The sequence below is a fragment of the Lacrimispora sp. 210928-DFI.3.58 genome, from assembly GCF_020554865.1.
Classification (GTDB): domain Bacteria; phylum Bacillota; class Clostridia; order Lachnospirales; family Lachnospiraceae; genus Enterocloster.
On sequence record NZ_JAJCIC010000090.1, the window covers coordinates 1 to 1,787 of the forward strand.

Annotated in this window: 2 protein-coding genes and 1 pseudogene; all 3 read right to left on the reverse strand. The window is 52.3% G+C overall.

Annotated elements, in window-relative coordinates:
• Positions 1-144: pseudogene (locus tag LIZ87_RS22990) on the reverse strand (virulence-associated E family protein); the annotation flags it as partial.
• Positions 77-721, reverse strand: a complete 645-nt coding sequence (locus LIZ87_RS22020; protein WP_227149221.1) for a CHC2 zinc finger domain-containing protein — start codon at positions 719-721, stop codon at positions 77-79. The gene LIZ87_RS22020 and the pseudogene LIZ87_RS22990, both read right to left, overlap by 68 nt.
• Positions 722-786: 65 nt before the next feature.
• Positions 787-1,787: MobA/MobL family protein (locus tag LIZ87_RS22025; RefSeq protein WP_227149222.1), on the reverse strand; the 1,001-nt coding region annotated here is incomplete at its 5' end.

Genomic DNA, 1,787 nt, shown 5'->3' on the forward strand with positions numbered 1-1,787 from the left:
GAATACGGTCAGGCAGTTCCGTATGCTCTGACGGACACCGCCTTTCTCGGTAGTTCCCAGCCCCGCCTTGATTTCCTCAATGCTCTGGGGCGGCTGCATGGCGTTCATGGTGTTTTTTAGTTCTTGCTGCGTTTGCGGCGGCAAGCTCTGCCATTCGCTTTTCAAGCTGTATCACATCCTTTCCGTAGTCCGTAATCAAAGCTGCTTTTTCCTCTGTCTCCCCAAAGAGCAGCACATCCAGCAGATATTCCACTTGGTCTTGCTTCTGTAAGGCTTCCACAAACCGTGGATGAAAGGCTTCCTCCGGGGAGTGCGGGGCATAATCCTTTCTCCATGCCCGAAGCAAGTGAAGATAATCGGCAAGAATACGGAAGCAGCGGTTTTTTGCTTCCTGAAACTGTTCCTCCGGGGATTTCTGCCGGGGCTTGGGCTTTTTTACCTTCCCCGGCGGTTTCCAGTCCTCATAGGAAAGCCCGAAGTCCTGTGCCAGCTGTACGGCGGCTTCTTTCTTTCCCAGCCCATACAGGGCGGCGGCAAAATCAATCACATCCCCATCCGCACCGCAGCCGAAGCAGTGGTAACGCCGATCCAGCTTCATGCTTGGGGTTTTATCGTGATGAAACGGGCAGCAAGCCATCCCGTTCCGCCCTGCATGGATTCCATAATGCTCCGCAGCCTGTCTTGTTGTGACGGACTGCTTCACAGCTTCAAATACATTCAAATCTATCCCTCCTTGAAAATAAGAAAAGCACCTGACATTCTCTGATTGAAAATGGCAAGTGCCTGTTAAAGTTCCATATCCTGTTGTTTGTGTTTTGTCTGCTCCGGGGCAGTTCTTTGTGCTTTTTTCTCGTCTGTCTTATCCTGCAAGACTTCCTTGATGGGCTGCTTCTTGGGCGGCTCTTTGCTTTCCTCTGTGCCGGGTGTGGCTTTCCGTACCCAGTAGCGGATGTCCCGCAGCTTCTTCAAATCCTCCTGTACCTCGGTCAGCGGTGTTTTCAGAGCTGCAATTTCTTCCAGAAGCGTTTCCTGCTCCTCTTGCAGCTCCTTTTGGGTGCTGTCCTTATCGTCCGGGTGCTTGGCAAGGTAGGCGGCGGCTTTCTCATACCGGGCAACCTCCGGGTGTTCCTGTTTGAATTTCTCCTTTGTTTTTTTGAAAAATATCTTCTGGTATTTCTCATAGACAGGCTTACATTCCTGGCAGTCTGTCCGGCTGGCAAGAATCCCGTCAATCACTTTGCTGCGGGTTTCCTTTGGCTTCATCTGATTGCGGTAATCGGCGGCTGATTTCCCGGAAGATTCCAGAAATACTTCTAAGTCCTCCACAGTGGAAAGCCCCTTTTGCCGGAGATAGGACAGGGCTTCGCTGACTGCCTTTAAGTCCTGTGAAGTCCCCCGGTTCTGTCCAGCCCTCGTCCAGTCCTTCCGTTCTTCCTTTCGTATCTCCATATACTTCATCAGCAGATTGGGAAGAAGTGTCGCTTCCTCCGCCGCCTTTTGTGCAAGCAGTTCTTTTCGTTTTTCTCCCAGCTCGGTAATCCAGCCTTTGAGGTTTTGAATGAGCTGCCGGATAGACTTCATCAGGCGGTTGGCGGCTCTGATGTCCCGGTTCAGGTTGCCGATGTTCGTCTGGATACCCCGCTTTTCCATCTGCCGGACAGCAGTCCCCTCATGGACAGTGGGGACTATATCAAGCCCCTGTCTGGCATAGGAACGCAAGTCCACACGCTCTGGGCGGTCATTGGCTTCCAGATAGCGGTTCTGGATGACCTCCCATTCATGCCGCC